The organism is Pseudomonas sp. OA65 (assembly GCF_017498305.1).
GTDB lineage: Bacteria > Pseudomonadota > Gammaproteobacteria > Pseudomonadales > Pseudomonadaceae > Aquipseudomonas > Aquipseudomonas zanjanensis.
This window is the reverse complement of the sequence record NZ_JAGDEZ010000002.1, coordinates 245,291-264,545: the sequence shown is the minus strand read 5'-3', so window position 1 is coordinate 264,545 and position 19,255 is coordinate 245,291. Positions and strand designations below refer to the sequence as shown.

Sequence of the window (19,255 nt, the reverse complement as noted above, 5' to 3'; positions counted from 1 at the left end):
AACAAAAATACGGGCTGCGTGTTCGATGGCGCTGATTTTCCAATGATTGCCGGCAAAGCAGAACTTGCATTTGGTAATGGTCACTATTACTCCTAGCAATAGTTGCAAGCCGAGAAAGATTGATGAGGTCTATCCATGAGAACGTTTGATCTGATCCGCGACGCGGTATTGCCCGACTTCCGTGAGCGGGTGGCGGACTATCTGGTCGAGTACGAAAGCGTGCTGTTGAGCGACACCGAACCTGATCCGGAGCTCAAGCGGGCCACGGCCCATCAACTGCGAGGTTATTTGCGCGGGTTGAACACGATGCGGGTATTAGGCATGGCGGATTGGGAGGAGTTGGATCGGCGGGTGGTGGATACGTGGCTTTAGCGCCCGGCCAATGACAGGCTGGCCTTCGTGGAATGTGCTCGATTCATTGTGGCGAGGGAGCTTGCTCCCGCTGGGCTGCGCAGCAGCCCCCTGCCGGCTGCGGCCCAACACTGGCTTGCGCCCTGTCCACCAGCCGTTGCACCCACGCGGCATCCTGGTCATTGACCACCCCATAGCGGTTCGGCGGTAAGAAATTCCAGTGATGGGCGGCCTCGTCCAGGCGCTTGAGTTCATCGGCAGACAGCCAGTACGGCGTATCCATCAATGGCATCGGCGCACCGTCGAAACGCCGGCCCAGCGGCAGGTTCGTACCGGGGGCGAAAGCGATCGCCAGTTCCTGACGGGGTTGCAGCAGCTTGTCCGACGCCGGCATTTGCCCTACCCGACCGTAGCTGAAGTCGCCCGAAAACTGCTCCTTGAGCACCAGCCAATGCCCCGCCGCGGTCCGGGCCAGGATCCATTGCGACACACCGCTGTCCTGCACGTACTTCACTTTGCCGTCGGACCATTGCATGAGGGTGTTGCAATCCGGGTCATAGTCGTTGGACCACAGGCAGATGCCGGAAACCAGGGTATGGTGTTCGAGCTCGACCAGCCCTTGATCGGGCATCGACGCCCAATAACGCTTGGTCGGGTCGCGCGTATCACGCCAGACGTTGTGCACGATCCACGCCGCCATGAACAGCAAGGTGGCGAGCACAAGCCAGCCAAAGGAGGCCCCGATGATCCGGTCAAGGTCAACGCCTGGAGCGGATAACCCCTGATAGGCCAGCAGCCCCAGCAGAAACACGATACCCGGCAACACCGGGCCCAGGCACAACGGCGGCACCAGCACCACGACCCAGCTGAAGCGATGCATCGTCGCACGCTCGCGCGCCCAGGCCAGTTCCTGAGCCAGCATCGGCGCCCGCTCCCGTGGGCCGATGCCAGGATCGGGGGTCTGGAAGCGGGTGAACAGGTTGTAGATGTCATCGCTCATGGATCGGATCATGCCCTTGAAATCATCATGGTCGAGCGCCCCTTCGGGACGCCCTTTGACGCTGGAACAGGCGTATTATCCGGGTAACCAAGCGCCGTGTAGACCCCCAATCATGCCCATCTCCCAGACCCGCCCTTCACCCGCGCCCTTGCTCAAGCCAGGCGAGACAGTGGTCCTGTTCGACGGCGTTTGTAAACTGTGCAATGGCTGGGCGAAGTTCCTGATCCGCCATGACCGCGACCGACGCGTGCGGTTGGCCTCCGTCCAGTCGCCTGAAGGACAAGCGTTGCTGGCCTGGGCGGGCTTGCCCTTGCAGCAGTTCGACACCATGGCCGTGGTTCGCGACCAAATTTACTGGGTGCGCTCGGAGGCGATTCTTGAAGTGGTTGCCCTACTGCCCTGGGTTTGGCGTCCGGTGCAACTGCTGCGTTACGTCCCCCGCGTGTTTCGGGATTGGGCCTACGATCGCATTGCCCTGAATCGTTATCGGCTGTTTGGCAAGTACGACGTGTGCCTTTTGCCGAGCCCGGATCATGAGCGACGTTTCTTGAAGATGCCAACGCCTGAGAGCAATCCGGTGGAGCGGATCGGTACTTAGCCCGCCAATAGCTCAATCCACTGAAGTGGCGTCATCTTCGTCACCATGATCAGCACAATGACAAACATCCCCAAAAATCCAAAAACACCCATCCAGAACCACTTTTGATACACGGATGAGTATCGATCATCGAGCGCCCGCCCGTCCCCAACCGCGTTCGAAGCCATCACATGTAGCCGCTTCTGGAGCACCAGTACCGGAAGCCAGAGCGCGCCCACGCAAAAAAAGATGATCAGCGACGTCATGACCCATTCAGTGGTCAGGGGAAGTCCGGCCAGCCTCAGCAGCAGGTAGCCCGTCCCTATCTGAATAAAGCCCGCGGGCGTGGTAATCCAAGTGTCGAACTGAACGACCGTCCTGGCCACGTGGGCAATGACCTGAGGGTTGGCGGTGCGGCTGGCCGCGATCAGGTAGAGATAGGACCCCATGCCGAAGCCGAAGAGAAAAATGGCAGCAATGATGTGGAGGTACTTCAGGCAAAGATAGAGCATCTGTCAGCCCTGCTCGTCAGAGAAGTGTACAGACAGGCTCAAGTTTTCGGGGTCGTTGATGGCGGCCATGTATTCGTCGACACTGATTTCACCCACGCAGGCCCTAGCACCGGGTTCGGGCAGATACCCTTGGGCGACTTTTGCCGCCAACGCAACGGCTGCACAGCTGGGAATCTCCGGGCCCTTATCGTTCATGGCGGTGAGTTGCACGTTCATCGACAACGGTTCGCCATTGGCCCCCATGCCATGGACGTCGATGTACATTGCGCTTTTGCCATCGCCAAATCGTTCGAACCAGAGCCCCCACCGATGTAGCCTGGCGGCCCAAATAACATGATCACGCACCAGCCCCATCCGCATTGCCTGGGCCAGCAGGTAGTTGGCGATGCCGCCTAGCTTCAGGCCTGCGCCGGCCTTGAAGCTCAGGTTCCGGGCACCATAGCGGCTGGCGAAGATATCCATGTCCGGCACGTCGACATTGGCCAATACCCGGGTCCCCATGTGCCGCAATCTGCGAAGCGTCAGATCCTGCCATCCCAGGACCTCATGCACCCGGCCATTCCTGAGTTGCTTGATCGGCTTGCCCGCATAGGCGAGGACGCCTTCGACGGTGGACAACCCCGGCATCTTGGCCGAAGAGGAAATGCCATGTTCGATGGTGTCGATGCGTTTAAATCGATACCGCTGCTGATCGATAAGGGCGGCCGAGAGCGTCGGCACTGAGCTGCAACCACTGAGGATCGCCACGCCTGCCTGTTTTGCCCTGGCGTCGAGTGCGCCAATGCCGGTGACAAAGGCTCTGGAATCGGACAGGTCACAGTAGTTCACGCCCGCGTCGATGCAGCTCTCGGCGACTGCATAGGATTGCCCTTGAAAGGGGCCGCCGGTATGAATGACCCATTGGATGTTCATCGAGCCAAGGACGGATTTGAAGCCCGGCCCCATGGCGTCGCCGCACCAACTTTCACACACCGAGTTCGATTGAGTGTTCAACTCATCGACTTTGCGCTGCAGTTTTTGGGCGTCACGCCCGGAAATAACCAATTGCACGCCTGGCATCACCACCAGATGCCTGGAAACGATACTGCCGAAATTTCCATACCCACCGACCACCATGACCCTGAGCGCCATTCCATCCGTCCCTAAATATTCGATGAGGCAAGCACCTTGCCACAAGAAAGACTCGGTGGTGTACCCCCAGCGGTGGGTCACTGTCCCTTTGTGGCGAGGGAGCTTGCTCCCGCTGGGCTGCGCAGCAGACCCATGTCGTCAACTCAATTAGCCTGACACACCAAGGTGTCAGGGTTCAGGGCCGCTTCGCGCCCCAGCGGGAGCAAGCTCCCTCGCCACAAGAGCGGTTCGGTGGTGGGGCAGTTCAACAGGCGCAGGCTGTTGCCTTTGTGGCGAGGGAGCTTGCTCCCGCTGGGCTGCGCAGCAGCCCCATGTCGTCAACTCAATTAGCCTGACACACCAGGGTGCCTGGTTTCAGGGCCGCTTCGCGCCCCAGCGGGAGCAAGCTCCCTCGCCACAAGAGCGGTTCGGTGGTGGGTCAGTTCATCAAGAGCGGTTCGGCAGAGGGTCAGTGAGCGGCCGCATTTGCCCCCTGCTGATACTCCCGGGGCGTGCAGCCGAATTCGCGGCGAAACACGGTGTGCAGGTATTGCGCCGATTTGAAGCCGCAGTTCTGGGCGATGTCGGCAATCGGCGCGTCGGTGTTTTCCAGTCCGTTGGCGGCGGCGGCGAGTTTGAAGCGCAGGATTTCGTCGTGGACGCTGCAGGCCCGTTCCTTGCGAAAATGCGCTTCCAGGGATGAGCGCGATATTCCTACGTAAGCCGCCACCTGGGCCGTCTTGATGCCCTGGCAGGCGTATTGGCGGATGAAGAGCAGTGCCTGCATGACATAAGGATTGCCCAACGGTTGATGCAGGCTCGATACCTGTACGTTGATCGCATCAGGCGGGACCAGGATCTGCGTGCCCGTGGACGGCATGCCGTGCAGCATCTGGTGGAGCAGGCGCGCGGCGGTGCGGCCCATGGTTTCGGTGCCCTGGATCACCGAACTCAGCGGCACCCGCGTCAGGCTGCGGGTGAGCGGGTCGTTGTCGATGCCGATCAACGCCACTTGCTCCGGTACAGCGATGCCGGCGGTCAGGCAGGCTTGCAGCAGTTGCCGGGCGCGGGCGTCGCTGACGGCGATGATGCCGATGGGTTTGGGCAGGCTTTGCAACCAGGCGATCTGCTGTTCGACGGCGCTGTCCCAGAGCGGTGCACTGGTGCCCATGCCGCGATAGACCTCGGCGTGCAGGCCATTACGCTGTACCAATCGGCGAAAGGCTTTCTCCCGTTCCTGGGCCCAGCGATTGGCTTGCGCTTCGGGCAGGCTGAAACAGGCGAAGCGGGTCAGCCCGGCCTCGATCAGGTGCTCGTAGGCCAACTTCATCAACGCGTCATTGTCGGTGGCGACGTAGGGAATGCCCTTCGGGTAGGCGCGGTCATCCTGATAGGAACCGCCCACCGCCACCACCGGCAGCTTGATCCCGGCCAGCGCCTCGCCGATCAGCGGGTCGTCGAAGTCGGCGATGATCCCGTCGCCCTGCCAGCGCTCGATGCCTTTCAAGCGGCAGAGAAAATCCTCCTCGAGAAACAAGTCCCAGGACGCACGCGTGCTGCTCAGGTAGTTGCCGATACCGCTGATGATGCCACGGTCGTAGATCTTGCTGCCATTGAACAACAGCGCAATGCGGTGAACGGGCGGGACGGTTTTCATTGGTTTAACCCTGTGCCAGTCGTCACAGACTAGGCGCGCACACGGCGAATCTCAATACTCAAAATCGAACTGCCCGTTGGTGATTTTCATAATCAGCAGCCACGGGGCCGGCGTTAGTATCGGGACACCGCCAAGAATAAAAAGGAAACCCGCACATGCCGTACTTCCCCGGTGTCGACACGATTCGCTACGAGGGCCCCGCCAGCGATTCACCATTGGCCTTCCGTCATTACGACGCCAACAAACTGGTGCTCGGCAAACCCATGCGCGAGCACCTGCGCATGGCGGCCTGCTACTGGCATACCTTCGTCTGGCCAGGGTCGGATGTGTTTGGTGCCGGCACGTTCAAGCGCCCGTGGCAGCACGCCGGGGATCCGATGGAAGTGGCCATCGGCAAGGCCGAAGCGGCCTTCGAATTCTTCTCCAAACTGGGCATCGACTACTACTGCTTCCACGACACCGATGTCGCCCCGGAAGGCAGTTCGCTCAAGGAATACCGCGAACACTTCGCCCAGATGGTCGACCACCTGGAACGCCATCAGGAACAAACCGGGATCAAGCTGCTGTGGGGCACCGCCAACTGCTTCAGCAATCCGCGTTTCGCCGCTGGCGCCGCCAGCAACCCGGATCCGCAGGTGTTCGCCTGCGCCGCCGCCCAAGTGTTCAGCGCCATGAACGCCACCCAGCGCCTCAAGGGCTCCAACTACGTGCTATGGGGCGGTCGTGAAGGCTACGAAACCCTGCTCAATACCGACTTGAAACGCGAGCGCGAACAGCTGGGCCGCTTCATGCGCATGGTGGTCGAGCACAAGCACAAGATCGGCTTCAAGGGCGACCTGCTGATCGAACCCAAGCCCCAGGAGCCGACCAAGCACCAGTACGATTACGACAGCGCCACGGTGTTCGGCTTCCTGCAGCAGTTTGGCCTGGAAAACGAGATCAAGGTCAACATCGAAGCCAACCACGCCACCCTGGCCGGTCACAGTTTCCACCACGAGATCGCCACGGCCGTCTCCCTGGGGATTTTCGGCAGCATCGACGCCAACCGCGGCGATCCGCAAAACGGCTGGGACACCGACCAGTTCCCCAACAGCGTCGAGGAAATGACCCTGGCCACCTATGAAATCCTCAAGGCCGGTGGCTTCGGCAATGGTGGGTTCAATTTCGATTCCAAAGTCCGACGCCAGAGCCTGGACGAAATCGATCTGTTCCACGGCCACGTCGGCGCCATGGACGTCCTCGCCCTCGCCCTGGAGCGCGCGGCGGCCATGGTGCAGAACGACCAGTTGCAACAGTTCAAGGACCAGCGCTATGCCGGCTGGCAAGAACCGTTTGGCAAAGCGGTCCTGGCCGGCGACTTCAGCCTGGAATCGCTGGCCGAGCACGCCTTTACCAACGACCTGAATCCCCAGGCCGTCAGCGGTCGCCAGGAGATGCTCGAGAACGTGGTCAATCGGTTTATCTACGCCTGACAACGGGCAATGGTCGGGACACAGGGGCTGTTACATTCGCGCGACAAATCTGTGCCCACGGCGCCCTGCAACGCTCTACAGTTCTACCCGGTATCACGCTCATCGTCAGGCAGTGTCTTTCAAACAACAATAAAAGGACGCACCACATGAAAAGCTTCAAACGTACCCTGCTCGCCGGCGCCCTCGCCCTGCTCTCGCTTCCGGTCATGGCCGATGCGACCCATCCTAAAATCGGTTTCTCCATCGATGACCTGCGCCTGGAACGTTGGTCGCGGGATCGTGACTACTTCGTCGCGGCGGCGGAAAAACTCGACGCCAAGGTCTTCGTCCAGTCCGCCGATGCCAACGAGCAGAAGCAGATCTCGCAGATTGAAAACCTGATCTCCCGTGGCGTCGATGTGATCGTCATCGTGCCGTTCAACGCCACCGTGCTGACCAACGCCGTCGCCGAAGCCAAGAAGGCCGGGATCAAGGTCGTCTCTTATGACCGACTGATCCTCAACGCCGATATCGACGCCTACATTTCCTTCGATAACGAAAAGGTCGGCGAGATGCAGGCCAGCGGCGTGCTGAAAGCTGCGCCCAAGGGCAACTACTTCCTGCTCGGCGGCGCGCCTACGGACAACAACGCCAAGGTCCTGCGCGAAGGCCAGATGAAGGTGCTGCAACCGGCCATCGACAAGGGCGACATCAAGATTGTCGGCCAGCAGTGGGTGAAGGAATGGAACCCCACCGAAGCCCTGAGCATCGTGGAAAACGCCCTGACCCGGAACAACAACAAGATCGATGGCATCGTTGCTTCCAACGACGCCACCGCCGGCGGCGCCATCCAGGCCCTGGCCGCGCAGAAAATGGCCGGCAAGGTGCCGATCTCAGGCCAGGACGCCGACCTCGCGGCGGTCAAGCGCGTGATCGACGGCACCCAGACCATGACCGTCTACAAGCCGCTGAAGCTGATCGCCTCCGAAGCCGCCAAGCTCTCGGTGCAACTGGCCCGCAACGAGAAACCGACCTTCAGCTCGCAGTACGACAATGGCAGCAAGAAAGTCGACACCATCCTGCTCACCCCCACGCCGTTGACCAAGGACAACATCGACCTGCTGGAAAAGGACGGGTTCTATACCAAGGCGCAGATCGCCGGGCAGTGATCCAGGCACGGATCCTTGGTTAGGCAAAAATCCTGGTGGGAGCGAGCCTGCTCGCGAAGGCGGCGTCACAGCCGATGATGGTATTGGATGTGCCGGCCTCTTCGCGAGCAGGCTCGCTCCCACAGGTTTTATGTTGTGCGAGCCTTTATTTACGAGCCCTTGCCATGTCCGACTACCTGCTGCAAATGAACGGCATCGTCAAAACCTTTGGCGGTGTCAAAGCCCTTAACGGCATCGATATCAAGGTCCGGCCGGGCGAGTGCGTCGGCCTGTGCGGTGAAAACGGCGCGGGCAAATCCACGCTGATGAAAGTGCTGTCGGCGGTCTATCCCTACGGCACTTGGGAAGGCGAGATCATTTGGGACGGCCAGCCGCTCAAGGCACAGTCCATCAGCGAGACCGAAGCCGCCGGGATCGTCATCATTCATCAGGAACTGACCCTGGTCCCCGACCTGTCGGTGGCCGAAAACATCTTCATGGGCCACGAGCTGACGCTGCCCGGCGGACGCATGAACTACCCGGCGATGATCCACCGCGCCGAAGCCCTGATGCGTGAACTCAAAGTGCCGGACATGAACGTCTCGCTGCCGGTTTCCCAGTACGGCGGTGGCTACCAGCAGTTGGTGGAAATCGCCAAGGCGCTGAACAAGCAAGCGCGACTGCTGATCCTCGACGAGCCCTCCTCGGCCCTGACCCGCTCGGAAATCGAGGTGCTGCTCGACATCATCCGCGACCTCAAGGCCAAGGGCGTGGCCTGCGTGTACATCTCCCACAAGCTCGATGAAGTGGCCGCCGTGTGTGACACCATCTCGGTGATACGCGACGGCAAACACATCGCCACCACCGCCATGGCGGACATGGACATTCCCAAGATCATCACCCAGATGGTCGGGCGGGAAATGAGCAACCTCTACCCCACCGAACCCCATGAGATCGGCGAGGTGATTTTCGAGGCGCGCCACGTCACCTGCTACGACGTCGATAACCCCAAGCGCAAGCGGGTCAACGACATTTCATTCGTCCTCAAGCGCGGGGAGATTCTCGGCATCGCCGGGCTGGTCGGCGCCGGTCGCACGGAACTGGTCTCTGCGCTGTTCGGCGCCTACCCCGGTCGCTACGAAGGCGAAGTCTGGCTGGGCGGTCAACAGATCGACACCCGCACACCACTCAAGTCGATCCGCGCCGGCCTGTGCATGGTCCCCGAAGACCGCAAGCGCCAAGGCATCATTCCCGACCTGGGGGTGGGCCAGAACATCACCCTGGCGGTGCTGGACAACTACGCAAAACTGACCCGCATCGACGCCGAAGCCGAACTGGGCAGCATCGACAAGGAAATCGCGCGCATGCACCTCAAGACCGCAAGCCCGTTCCTGCCGATCACCAGCCTCTCCGGCGGCAACCAGCAAAAAGCCGTATTGGCGAAAATGCTCCTGACCAAACCCCGCGTGCTGATCCTCGATGAGCCCACCCGCGGCGTGGACGTCGGCGCCAAGTACGAGATCTACAAGTTGATGGGCGCCCTGGCGGCCGAAGGCGTCTCCATCATCATGGTGTCCTCGGAGCTGGCCGAGGTCCTGGGGGTTTCCGACCGCGTCCTGGTGATCGGCGACGGCCAGTTGCGCGGCGACTTCATCAACCACGAACTGACCCAGGAACAGGTGCTCGCCGCCGCGCTCAGCCATCCCGATGGCCATAACAATAACGATCGGAAGTCCGCGTAGATGAATCAGGTCAAACAGCTGTTTTCCCGCTACAAAATGCTCGCGCTGGTGATCGCCGTGGCGCTGATCTGGCTGTTCTTCAGTTGGCAGACCGACGGCGGCTTCCTGACCCCGCGCAACCTTTCCAATCTGCTGCGGCAGATGTCCATCACCGGGATCCTGGCCTGCGGCATGGTGCTGGTGATCATCAGCGGCGAGATCGATTTGTCGGTGGGCTCGTTGCTTGGGCTATTAGGTGGCCTGGCGGCGATCCTCGATGTGGTCTATCACATCCCGCTGCTGGCGAACCTGAGTCTGGTGGCTCTGTGCGGCTTGGTGATCGGCTTGGGAAACGGCTACATGACCGCCTACCTGCGCATCCCGTCGTTCATTGTCGGGCTGGGTGGCATGCTCGCGTTTCGCGGCATCCTGCTGGGCGTGACGGGCGGCACCACCATTGCCCCGGTGTCACCGGAGCTGGTCTATGTCGGCCAGGGTTATTTGCCGCACACGGTGGGGACCGGGCTGGGCATCCTGCTGTTCGCCCTGACTTTGTTCCTGACCTGGAAACAACGGCGCAACCGCGCGCTCCATGGCCTGGCGGCCCATTCCCTGGTGCGTGATGGGTTGCGCGTGGTGTTGATCGGCGCGGTGCTGGCCGGGTTCGTCTATACCCTCAACAGCTACGACGGCATCCCGGTGCCGGTGCTGCTCCTGCTGATCCTGCTCGGGGTGTTCAGCTACGTCACCAGCCAGACCGTGTTCGGCCGACGCGTCTATTCGGTGGGCAGCAACATGGAAGCCACGCGCCTGTCCGGCATCAACGTGCAGGCGGTGAAGCTGTGGATCTTCGGCATCATGGGCGTGATGTGCGCCCTCGCCGGCGTGGTCAATACCGCGCGCCTGGCCGCCGGCTCACCCTCGGCCGGCAACATGGGCGAACTGGACGCCATCGCCGCGTGTTTCATCGGCGGCACTTCCATGCGCGGCGGTTCCGGCACGGTCTACGGCGCTCTTCTCGGTGCGCTGGTGATCACCAGCCTGGACAACGGCATGTCCATGCTCGACGTCGACAGCTACTGGCAGATGATCGTCAAAGGCAGCATCCTGGTGCTGGCGGTGTGGGTGGATGTGAGTACCCGCACGGGCCGTCGTTGACCTGTATCCATCACTTGCTGGCAGAAGCCATCAACACGCCGAAGCACAGGAAAGTGATGCCCGACAGCTTGCCGACAATCCTCGCGCCCTTGTTCGTGGAGAGCCAGCCTCTTGCGGCTTGGGCCGTCAGGGCATAACCGGAATGCACCAGTAGGACGAGCACACTGTAGGACGACACCAGCAAGAAAAACTGGCGGTAGTCATCGCCCTCCGGCTTGATGAACTGAGGGAACACGGCCAGGAAGAAAAACCCGGCCTTGGGGTTGAGCAATTGGATTGACAGCGCCTCGATGAATCGCCGCCACGGGCGCGGCGACGTGGTTTTGAGTTCAGGAATAAAGCGCTGTGTGCGCCACATCTTGATGCCCAGGTACAATAAGTACGCCGCCCCGATGTATTTGAGCAGCGTGAAAGCCGTCGCCGAGGCGGCCAGGATCAAGCCCAAGCTGCTGGCGCAAATAGCCGCCACGATAAACGCGCCCGTCGCGATCCCAAAGATACCCGGCAGCGCACCGCGCCAGCCATGGCGCAAGGCATTGGACAGGGTCAGCACTACGCCAGGGCCCGGGCTGAGCACCGTCAGGGTCGCCAGGATCAGAAAAAGTCCGTAACCGGCCATGCATTACTCCACATTGAAGGCGAATTGCTGTGGCCTTCAGGGTGGCGTGGCAGCAGGAGGCTGACAAACGCTTTAATTGCGCCGCATATGTGACTAAATTAGACACATGATCACCAACCTCCCCCCGTTGAACGCCGTCCGCGCCTTCGCCGCTGCCGCTCGCCACCAGAGTTTCAGCCGCGCCGCCGAAGAGCTGCACGTCAGCCACAGCGCCGTCAGCCGTCACGTCAAGTTGCTCGAAGAGCGCCTGGGCGTACTGCTGTTCGAACGTCGAACCCGGCAATCCTTGCTCACCCCGGCGGGTCGGGTTTTCTATGAGCAGGTCAGCGAAGCCCTGACCCAGATCGCCAACGCCGCCACGGCGCTGACGCGCAGCGCGGCCCAACGCAAAGTGACCATCAACGTACGCCCCTCCTTCGCGGTGCGCTGGCTGATCCCTCGGCTGCCGGACTTCATGGCGCGCCATCCGGACATCAAGCCCGAGGTCGTCACTAGCACCCGGCCCCCGGATCCCGCACGGGAACCGTTCGACGTGGTCATTCGCCGTGGACACGCCGGCTGGTCGGCCGAGGTGCAGCCCACCCTGTTGCTGGAAGACGAACTGCTGCTGGTCGCCGCCCCGTCGTTGCTGAAAAACGTACCGGTGGAAAGCGTCCACGACCTGGCCCGGCACACTTTGTTATCGGGCAGGACACGCAGCAGTGATTGGCAAGATTGGGTGGAACACGCCGGGATCGATCCATTGAACAACCCACCGACCCTGCAATTTGATCATATGCACCTCGTGCTACAGGCGGCCGTCGATGGCCTGGGCGTGGCGTTGTGTCCGGCTTCGCTGCTGGGCCGGGATTTGTCCAACGGGCGCCTGGCCTGCCCACTGCCGGCGTTGCGCATGCCGCTGGCCCGTTATTACTACGGGGTTTCGGGGAGTGCGGAGGCTGAGACGCAGGTTTTTGTTGAGTGGTTGTTGAATCAAGTCCATCAGCCCATCGCTTGCCCGCCCGATCATTGACTGAGCGAGCCCTTTGACCGCTTTGAGCTGTGGGAGCAAGGCTTGCCCGCGATGAAGATGACGCGGTCTCCCAGGGAAACGAGGCGCCTGCATCGCGAGCAAGCTTTGCTCCCACAGAATTCCTCGCAGTTCAGTGGTAGCGGCAAGAGGCGGTCCGAAAATCTCGTAGGAAATTACTTCCCGTGGCGAGGGAGCTTGCTCCCGCTGGGGCGCGAAGCGGCCCCGAACCAGGTGCCTCTTTTCGCCAGATACTGCGCAGGCACCGGTTTTGCGACTGCTGCGCAGTCGAGCGGGAGCAAGCTCCCTCGCCACAGGGTGCGGGGACGTCCTACAGATCGGTTGTGGGTGGCGGGATCGACTTCTATAGTTGGGTCGTCGCTGGCTTTGGCTGGCGATTGGGTTTCGCAGCCCGATAGATACGCTGGCAACTAGGCATCATAAAAGTAACAATGGGCGCGTTTGGCGTTCAACGTCACTTATGGTGGCTGTGTGTGGGAGATCTTCGGGTCTGCCGAGTTCCTCGTATCCTCGGTCTGCGAACCCACATGCAGCTACCACCCGTTCGTTTCGCAGCGAATTGCAGTAGCTATCTTTCTTGATATGAGGAATGAGTAACTATGCGCCAGAATACTATGGATCAACGCTTCACCCCTCTCACCCAAACCGCCACCACCCACCCCGTTTTACTAATCGACACCCAAGCCCCACTCCCCGAACTCCACGCCTGTGCCAGCGAACGCCTGCACGCCACACTCGATTACCTGACCTTGGTGGCCTGCAGCAGCCTGCGTGACTCGGCGGCCAGTGACCTCAACACCATCACCAATGTCGCCCGGATCCTGGTGCAGGATGTCGCCGATGTGTTCGGCGTGATCGAGCGGCGCGGGCTCGAAGACTGAGCCATTGTGGGAGCGAACCTGCTCGCGATGACGGTGCATCAGCCCCTATCGATGCCAACTGAACCGACGCCTTCGCGAGCAGGCTCGCTCCCACAGGGATCTGGGTCGAACCGAATCTCAAGTTCAAAGCCAATCTACTGTGGGCTTGCTCGCGAAAGCGGAGTATCAGGCCAATTGATACCGACTGAACCGACGCCATCGCGAGCAAGCTTTGCTCCCACAGGGCAGGTCCGGCACAAACAGAGCTGAGGGGTGTACGACCGAAAGAGCCAGGTCGGCTACTAGGCCGCCTCGCTTTTGCTTTTGATCTGCAGGCCCCGTTAACTACGATGGCCGAACGCAGGCATTGTGGAGTGGGCATCCCGGCATGGATGCCGGGATAGCCGCGCTGGACCATGGATGGGCCTTCGCGGCGGGCCCACGGAGCAATGCCGGAGTGAGGGCATGCCGAGCCCTAGCGAGGCACCGAGTGGTGGGGCAAGCCTTTTTTGCTTACTTTTTTTGGCGTCTGAAAAAAAGTGAGCCGCCGTCAGGGCGGAACCCTAAGTAGCCGTTACCGCAGCAATGGATATGTACCCGGCCAACAAAATCCACATCGACTTACACACCGCCATCGCGAGCAAGCCCGCTCCCACAGTTGGATTGGGCACAGCCGGAGAGACAGGCCGGCTGTCAGGCCGCCTCGCGAGCAAGCTTTGCTCCCACAGGGCAGGTCCGACACAAGCAGAGCTGAGGGGTGTACGACCGAAAGAGCCAGGTCGGCTACTAGGCCGCCTCGCTTTTGCTTTTGATCTGCAGGCCCCGTTAACCACGCTGGCCGAACGCAGGCATTGTGCAGTGGGCATCCCGGCATGGATGCCGGGATAGCCGCGCTGGACCATGGATGGTCCTTCGCGGCGGGCCCACGGAGCAATGCCGGAGTGAGGGCATGCCGAGCCCTAGCGAGGCACCGAGTGGTGGGGCAAGCCTTTTTTGCTTACTTTTTTTGGCGTCTGAAAAAAAGTGAGCCGCCGTCAGGGCGGAACCCTAAGTAGCCGTTACCGCAGCAACGGATATGTACCCGATCAACAAAATACATGTCGACTGACACACCGCCATCGCGAGCAAGCCCGCTCCCACAGTTGGATTGGGGCACAGCCGGAGAGACAGGCCGGCTGTCAGGCCGCCTCGCGAGCAAGCTTTGCTCCCACAGGTTTCAACTGCTCAAGCCTCAGAACCAGGTCTCCATCTGAATGCCGTACTGCCAGGTGCCGCCGGCATTGAAGTCGGTCTTGCCAAATGAATCCGTGGTGCTGTACCTGTCCAAGTCCGAGGACCAGTTCATGACACTGGCAAACAGACGCAGCTCAGGACGCGTGAGCAGATCGCCCAAGTCAGGCTTGAAGGTCGGGGCGACCGTGAACTTCCAGAAGTTGCCGTCGACCGCATTGCGTTGCAGGTAACCCTTGGGGTCGAGCTGCATGGTTTGCCAACTCATCTCGTAGGCCATCTCGAAATTGCTGTTGATTTCGTTGGCCAACCGCACGTTCAAAGTCATCCAACGATAGTCGTCGCCCTTGACGTAGCGATCCTTGCTTTGCTCGGCCAGCAGGCTCGGGCCGATGCGCCAGTTGGGCGCCAGGGGCGTCTCGCCGTACAGCGCCAGACGCAGCGCACGGGCGTCGTCGATCAGTTCGCCGTCGGCGCCGACGTTTTTGACCTCAGCCCCCAGCCCCTGGCCATAGAGCAGCGCCGTCTTGAAGAAGCCTTCGCGACCGAAGAAGTTCTTCTGGTGATTGGCGACCATGCTGTGCAAGCCGGAATCGGCCGGCGTCAGCCCCGCTTCATTGGTGCGCGTGCCAACGTCGTTTTTCCTCGAACCGATGGCGTTGAACATCCACTGCCACTGCCCGCCGTCGAAAAACTGATTGGAAGTCAGGATGTAACTTTCCACGTCGGCATTGACGCCGCCCTCGCTGAAATCCCCGTAGTTGCGACCGATCAACGAATAGTTCGAGCGCCAGTCCTTGGTCATCTGTATGTCATAGATGCCGCCGCCGGTGCCGGCCAGATAGACCACGTCAGAGTCCAGCCAGTGGATGTCGAAGTTGTCCCTGTCGAAGCGCTTGCCAGCCCACAAGGTGGAGTTTTCGAACATCGAGTTGCCCTTGAAGGCCGCCAGGTGATCGAGTTCGGTGAACACCTGGCGCACGTTCAGGTTGCTTTCCTCGGCGGTCCAGTCGTTGGAACTCTCCACGCCATCGGCGATGGACACCGTGAATTTGGAGCGGGTGCCGTTCTGCGCATACAGCTCTTTCGACAAGTCGATGCGCATGTAGGTGTCGTCCTCGTTACCGAGTCGCCCGACGGCGCCGCCGACAGAACCCGCGGGGGTGGTGTACGGACCGCCACGACCGCCGCCCAAGCCATCGTTGATCAGCAAGCCGGAACGGGCGTAGCCCTTGAAGCTGAAGCCGTCGGTGAGGTGTGCGCCACTGCCCGGCTTATCCGTGCTTTGCTGACTGGCTTCGAGTTTTGCCAGGCGGGCATCGACTGTTGGCGTCGCGACAGCGGCAGCAACCGGTGGCGTGGCGAGTTTGATTTGCTGCAACTCCCTGGCGAGTGCCTGGGTTTGCTGTTCGGCGGCGGCGGCACGTTTTTCCGCTGCGCTGGCACGGGCCTCGAACGCGGCCATGCGCTCTTCCAGCGTCGCAGCCTGAGAAGTGGTCGCCGAGACGCCGAGCACGCTTGCGAGTAGCCAGCTTGATGCTTTCTGCATGTGGATTTTCCCTGTTTTGTTTTTATTGTTCTGTTGCCGCAAACGGCCTTTTTCGCCCAGGTTATGAATTGTCTAACCGAAGGAAAAAAAGGATGCCTCAGCGCAAATACACTGCTACATTTGGCGATGTTAACGTTAACTTTTCTAAAAACAAAAATAAAGAGGGCTTTATGAAACAGCTCAAATCGCTCCTTCCAGCGGCGTTGCTCGGTCTTTGCGTCGGGTTTCCAACTCTGTCGATGGCCGCCAACCTGACGATTTCCTGCGGTGCCGTGGGCGCGGAATTGCAACTGTGCAAGGAGGCTGTCGAGGCCTGGTCGAAGCAGACCGGCAACAGCGTCGAGGTGGTGTCCACGCCTAACTCGGCGACCGAGCGGTTATCGTTCTACCAGCAGATTCTCAGCGCGCAATCCAGCGACATCGACATCATCCAGATCGACATGGTGTGGCCGGGCATGCTGGCCAAGCACCTGATGGACCTGCGCGAAGTGCTGCCTGCCAATGCGACCCAAGGTTATTTCCAGGCCCAAGTGGACAACGCCACGGTGAACGGGCGCCTGGTGACCATGCCGTGGTTTACCGACTCGGGGCTGTTGTATTACCGCAAGGACTTGCTCGAGAAGTACAACAAGCCCGTGCCCCAGACCTGGGAAGAAATGACCACCACCGCCAGGGCTGTCCAGCAAGCCGAGCGCGATGCCGGCAACGCCAATGCCTGGGGTTATGTGTTCCAGGGGCGCGCCTATGAAGGCCTGACCTGTAATGCGCTGGAATGGATCAGCAGCCAACCGCAAGGCGGCCTGGTCAATGCCCAAGGCGACATCGTGGTCAACAGCCAGGCCTCAAGGGCGGCGTTGACCTTGGCCAAAAGTTGGGTCGGCGACATCGCCCCCCGTGGCGTTCTCAATTACACCGAGGAAGAAGGACGCGGTGTGTTTCAGTCCGGCAATGCGCTGTTCATGCGCAACTGGCCGTATGTCTGGGCCTTGGTGCAAAGCCAGGACAGCGCCGTGAAGGACAAGGTCGGCGTCGCGCCCCTGCCCCGTGGCGGCGCGACGGGCACCCATGCGTCCACCCTCGGCGGCTGGGGCCTGGCGGTGTCGCGCTACAGCGCCAACCCCAAGCTCGCCGCCGAACTGGTGAGCTACCTGAGCAGCGCCCAACAGCAAAAACATCGTGCCTTGGTGGGCGCCTATAACCCGGTGATCGAGTCGCTCTACCAGGACCCCGAATTGCTCGCGGCCATGCCTTACTACAGCCAACTGCACAGCATTCTCAACGATGGCGTCATGCGCCCCGCCTCGATCACCGCCGACCGCTATCCACGGGTCTCCAATGCGTTCTTCGATCAAGTCCACGGCGTTCTCGCCGGCGAGCGACCGGTGGATCAGGCCCTGGCCGAGCTGGAAAGCGAACTCACACGGATCAAACGCCGGAACTGGTAAGCCACAAGGAAGGAAATCACCATGTCTGTCTCCACCACGCTCGCCCCCGACGACGAGTACCTGCTCACCCGGGAAACGCCGGTACAACGCCGTCGCGTTCGCGCCGCCTGGCTGTTCCTGACCCCGATGCTGCTGTGCCTGGCGCTGGTGGCGGCCTGGCCGCTGCTGCGTACGTTCTGGTTCAGCCTGACCGACGCCAGCCTGGCCGACACCGGCGACGCGACCTTTGTCGGTTTGAGCAACTACCTGTTTCACAGCAGTGCCGGCTGGTCAGGCCTGCTCGTCGATCCACAGTGGTGGAATGCGGTGCGCAACACCTTGCATTTCACCGTGGTGTCGGTGGGATTGGAAATCGTCCTCGGGCTGCTGGTGGCGTTGCTGTTGAACGTCCAGTTCGCAGGACGCGCCTTGGTACGGGCGTTGATCCTGATCCCCTGGGCGATCCCGACCATCGTCTCGGCGAAAATCTGGTCGTGGATGCTCAACGATCAGTTCGGCATCATCAATCACTTGATGATGGGCCTTGGCCTGATCGATGCGCCCCTGGCCTGGACCGCGGACGCGGACCTGTCGATGTGGGCGGTGATCATCGTCGACGTCTGGAAGACCGTGCCGTTCGTTACCCTGCTGATGCTGGCGGCCTTGCAGATGTTGCCCAGCGATTGCTACGAAGCCGCCAGGGTCGATGGCATTCACCCGGTCAGGGTGTTCTGGCGGGTCACCCTGCCGCTGCTGATGCCGGCGTTGTTGGTGGCTGCGATCTTCCGCATCCTCGACTCGCTGCGAGTATTCGATGTCATCTACGTGTTGACTTCGAATTCGTCGAGCACCATGAGCATGTCGGTCTATGCCCGCCAACACCTGGTGGAATTCCAGGACGTCGGCTACGGCAGCGCCGCCTCGACCTTGCTGTTCCTGGTCGTCGCGGTGATCGCCATGGCATATCTGTACCTCGGACGCCGTCAGTTGGAGGTGCGCTCATGAGCCCGCGCCTGCTGAAAAAAGCCCTGTTGCGCGCCGGCTTCTGGTGCCTGATCGGGATCTTGCTGGTGTATGCGGTCTTCCCGTTCTACTACGCCATCGTGACGTCGCTGAAACCGTCCAGCGCCTTGTTCCAGGTGAGCTACTGGATCGACAATCCGGACTTTTCCAACTATGCCGCCGTGCTCAACCAGGCTTCGTTCCTGCGGGCCATCGGCAACTCGCTGGTGGTGGCGCTTTGCGTGGTCACCCTGGCGCTGTTCCTCAGCCTGACCGCCGCCTATGCCTTGGGCCGAGTGAAGTTTCGCGGACGCGGCCCGGTGCTGATGATGGTCCTCGGTGTTTCGATGTTTCCCCAAGTCGCGGTGCTGTCGGGATTGTTCGAGGTGATCCGTTTCCTGGGCCTGTACAACACCTCTTGGGCGTTGATCCTGAGCTACACGATTTTCACCCTGCCCTTCACCGTCTGGGTGCTGACCACCTTCATGGGGCAACTGCCCCATGAGCTGGAAGAGGCCGCGATCATGGACGGTGCCTCACCCTGGATTACCCTGACCCGGGTGCTGCTGCCGCTGCTCTGGCCGGCACTGGTCACCACTGGCCTCTTGGCCTTCATCGCCGCGTGGAACGAGTTCCTGTTTGCCCTGACCTTCACCCTGACCGACTCGCAACGCACGGTCCCGGTGGCCATCGCGCTGATTTCCGGCGGCAGCCCCCATGAGTTGCCCTGGGGCCTGTTGATGGCAGCGTCGGTGCTGGTCACGGTGCCACTGGTGATTCTGGTGCTGATCTTCCAGCGCCGCATCGTTTCCGGCCTCACTGCCGGTGCGTTAAAGGGTTGAGGCCCAACACAGAT

The 19,255-nt window shown here is 61.0% G+C and carries 17 protein-coding genes; 11 read left to right on the top strand and 6 right to left on the bottom strand.

The features are described from left to right. Positions 1–135: 135 nt before the first annotated feature. Positions 136–372, top strand: a complete 237-nt coding sequence (locus J3361_RS02805; protein ID WP_207962282.1) for a hypothetical protein — start codon at positions 136–138, stop codon at positions 370–372. Positions 373–415: 43 nt separating this feature from the next. Here the strand turns inward: J3361_RS02805 and J3361_RS02800 are convergent, their stop codons facing one another. After that, positions 416–1,351: a hypothetical protein gene (locus J3361_RS02800; RefSeq protein ID WP_207962279.1), complete on the bottom strand. Its 936-nt coding sequence runs from the start codon at positions 1,349–1,351 to the stop codon at positions 416–418. Positions 1,352–1,463: 112 nt separating this feature from the next. On the opposite strand from J3361_RS02800, the gene J3361_RS02795 reads away from it, so the two are divergent. Then, entirely contained in the window at positions 1,464–1,949 is a 486-nt protein-coding gene (locus J3361_RS02795) for a thiol-disulfide oxidoreductase DCC family protein (RefSeq protein ID WP_207962277.1), read from the top strand. Here the strand turns inward: J3361_RS02795 and J3361_RS02790 are convergent. The 3 genes from J3361_RS02790 to J3361_RS02780 form a co-directional block, all read right to left on the bottom strand. Further along, positions 1,946–2,440: a DUF2269 domain-containing protein gene (locus J3361_RS02790; protein ID WP_207962275.1), complete on the bottom strand. Its 495-nt coding sequence runs from the start codon at positions 2,438–2,440 to the stop codon at positions 1,946–1,948. The genes J3361_RS02795 and J3361_RS02790 overlap by 4 nt on opposite strands. Positions 2,441–2,443: 3 nt before the next feature. Next, positions 2,444–3,571, bottom strand: coding sequence for a saccharopine dehydrogenase NADP-binding domain-containing protein (locus tag J3361_RS02785; RefSeq protein WP_207962410.1), 1,128 nt, complete (start codon positions 3,569–3,571; stop codon positions 2,444–2,446). A 448-nt stretch (positions 3,572–4,019) separates the two neighbouring features. Continuing rightward, positions 4,020–5,207: a XylR family transcriptional regulator gene (locus J3361_RS02780; protein ID WP_207962273.1), complete on the bottom strand. Its 1,188-nt coding sequence runs from the start codon at positions 5,205–5,207 to the stop codon at positions 4,020–4,022. Positions 5,208–5,362: 155 nt separating this feature from the next. Here J3361_RS02780 and xylA point away from each other — a divergent pair, with 155 nt between their 5' ends. The 4 genes from xylA to J3361_RS02760 all read left to right on the top strand — a co-directional run bounded on the left by xylA (position 5,363) and on the right by J3361_RS02760 (position 10,685). Then, entirely contained in the window at positions 5,363–6,679 is a 1,317-nt protein-coding gene (gene xylA / locus J3361_RS02775) for a xylose isomerase (RefSeq protein WP_207962271.1), read from the top strand. A gap of 146 nt (positions 6,680–6,825) precedes the next feature. Continuing rightward, positions 6,826–7,827, top strand: a complete 1,002-nt coding sequence (gene xylF / locus J3361_RS02770) for a D-xylose ABC transporter substrate-binding protein (RefSeq protein ID WP_207962254.1) — start codon at positions 6,826–6,828, stop codon at positions 7,825–7,827. Between the two features lie 164 nt (positions 7,828–7,991). Further along, on the top strand, positions 7,992–9,548 hold the full coding sequence (xylG, locus tag J3361_RS02765; RefSeq protein ID WP_207962252.1) for a D-xylose ABC transporter ATP-binding protein: 1,557 nt from the start codon (positions 7,992–7,994) through the stop codon (positions 9,546–9,548). Beyond that, positions 9,549–10,685 carry a sugar ABC transporter permease gene (locus tag J3361_RS02760; RefSeq protein ID WP_207962251.1) on the top strand — a complete coding sequence of 379 codons (1,137 nt, stop codon included), beginning with the start codon at positions 9,549–9,551 and terminating at the stop codon, positions 10,683–10,685. Between the two features lie 10 nt (positions 10,686–10,695). On the opposite strand, the gene J3361_RS02755 is transcribed toward J3361_RS02760, so the two are convergent. Then, positions 10,696–11,304, bottom strand: coding sequence for a LysE family translocator (locus J3361_RS02755; RefSeq protein WP_207962249.1), 609 nt, complete (start codon positions 11,302–11,304; stop codon positions 10,696–10,698). 106 nt (positions 11,305–11,410) lie between these two features. On the opposite strand from J3361_RS02755, the gene gcvA reads away from it, so the two are divergent. Continuing rightward, a complete protein-coding gene (gcvA, locus tag J3361_RS02750; protein ID WP_207962247.1) occupies positions 11,411–12,316 on the top strand; it encodes a transcriptional regulator GcvA in 906 nt (301 codons plus the stop codon). Positions 12,317–12,933: 617 nt separating this feature from the next. Further along, positions 12,934–13,215, top strand: coding sequence for a fructose-bisphosphate aldolase (locus J3361_RS02740; protein WP_207962243.1), 282 nt, complete (start codon positions 12,934–12,936; stop codon positions 13,213–13,215). A gap of 1,210 nt (positions 13,216–14,425) precedes the next feature. On the opposite strand, the gene J3361_RS02735 is transcribed toward J3361_RS02740, so the two are convergent. Further along, a complete protein-coding gene (locus tag J3361_RS02735; protein ID WP_207962241.1) occupies positions 14,426–15,973 on the bottom strand; it encodes a carbohydrate porin in 1,548 nt (515 codons plus the stop codon). Positions 15,974–16,143: 170 nt separating this feature from the next. Here J3361_RS02735 and J3361_RS02730 point away from each other — a divergent pair, with 170 nt between their 5' ends. From J3361_RS02730 to J3361_RS02720, 3 genes are read left to right on the top strand one after another with little or no spacing between them, the layout of a single operon-like run. Beyond that, positions 16,144–17,418 (top strand): ABC transporter substrate-binding protein, encoded by a 1,275-nt coding sequence (locus J3361_RS02730; protein ID WP_207962239.1) that lies wholly within the window; start codon positions 16,144–16,146, stop codon positions 17,416–17,418. Between the two features lie 21 nt (positions 17,419–17,439). Beyond that, the gene (locus J3361_RS02725) at positions 17,440–18,402 is read left to right on the top strand and encodes a sugar ABC transporter permease (protein WP_207962237.1); all 963 of its coding nucleotides are present in this window, start codon (positions 17,440–17,442) and stop codon (positions 18,400–18,402) included. Continuing rightward, a complete protein-coding gene (locus J3361_RS02720) occupies positions 18,399–19,241 on the top strand; it encodes a carbohydrate ABC transporter permease (protein WP_207962235.1) in 843 nt (280 codons plus the stop codon). The genes J3361_RS02725 and J3361_RS02720 overlap by 4 nt, the downstream gene beginning before the upstream one ends. The last annotated feature ends 14 nt before the right edge of the window (positions 19,242–19,255 follow it).